The sequence below is a fragment of the Actinomadura sp. KC345 genome (genome assembly GCF_004348515.1).
Taxonomy (GTDB): Bacteria; Actinomycetota; Actinomycetes; order Streptosporangiales; family Streptosporangiaceae; genus Spirillospora.
In genome coordinates this window covers 1-936 of sequence record NZ_SMKH01000589.1, presented here as the reverse complement: position 1 = coordinate 936, position 936 = coordinate 1, and the positions used below count along the sequence as shown (strand labels likewise).

At 70.8% G+C, this 936-nt stretch carries 2 protein-coding genes; one reads left to right on the top strand and one right to left on the bottom strand.

What is annotated here, in order from left to right:
- Positions 1–117 precede the first annotated feature (117 nt).
- Positions 118–309, top strand: coding sequence for a hypothetical protein (locus E1281_RS39775; protein ID WP_131884830.1), 192 nt, complete (start codon positions 118–120; stop codon positions 307–309).
- A gap of 45 nt (positions 310–354) precedes the next feature.
- Here E1281_RS39775 and E1281_RS39770 read toward each other — a convergent pair whose 3' ends face one another.
- Positions 355–831 carry an SH3 domain-containing protein gene (locus E1281_RS39770; RefSeq protein ID WP_131884829.1) on the bottom strand — a complete coding sequence of 159 codons (477 nt, stop codon included), beginning with the start codon at positions 829–831 and terminating at the stop codon, positions 355–357.
- Between the last annotated feature and the right edge of the window lie 105 nt (positions 832–936).

Genomic DNA, 936 nt, shown 5'->3' with positions numbered 1-936 from the left:
TCCGCCGCCGCCACTCCCGCGGCCAGCGGACGCGCACCCCCGGATCGGCATAGCCGGCCCTTAAATCCGCCTTAAGAACCGCGATGGCGACCGCGCCGCGGCCCTAGCCTGCCGGTCATGAAGCGTCCCCGCTCCCCGTACGAGCCCCGCCGCTCCCAGTACGTGGCCGCCGGGATCGTCGGCGTCGTCGGCCTCGCCGTCGCCGCCCTCATCGCCGTCCTGGCCATCCGCGCGAGCGGCAACGTCCCCGCGCCCCCCGGCTCCTACATGATCAGGTTCGCCCCGCCGGCCGCGTCCGCGGGACGATGAACGCCCCGCCCCGTCGTCGGCACGATGGGGCGAGGCGAAGGCCGCTCAGCAGTTGCGGTAGTCGATGTACCACTTGCCGTTGCCGTGGCCGATCTTGTAGTCGGCGATCCAGTGGGGGCTGTGCCGGAGCCGCACCCACAGGTACCCGTCCCTGCGCTGGATGCTGCTCCAGTTCGTGGTGACGTGCTTGCCGTGCTCCAGCGTGTCGACCACCTTGTGCCCGGTGCCCGGCCCGCTCCGGACGTTGAGCCCGTTGGAGGGGAGAACCCTTCCGTGGCACCAGCGAGCACGCTGCTCATTCCGCTGCTTCAGCCGTTCCAGCGCCTTGGCGGCGCCCTCGGGCCCCACCTCGATGCCGCCGGGCCCGTGCCCTTCCTCCTGCGAGGGCCGGGGCTGGGCGGCCCCCTGCTCGTCCTGCCCCGGATTCGGCGGCGGCTGCGAAGCGGCTGCCGCACCGCCCAGCGTGCCCCCCGCGAGCACGACGGCGGCCAGATTGACGCCGAGCTTTACCCCTACATGCATCCTTGTTCCTCCAGATCGGTCCGACGTACAGCGTCTAGCTACCCTGGGTGATCTTAAGGGGACACAACGTAACGAAGATTCTTTTTGGCCAACCCACCCCGGCCC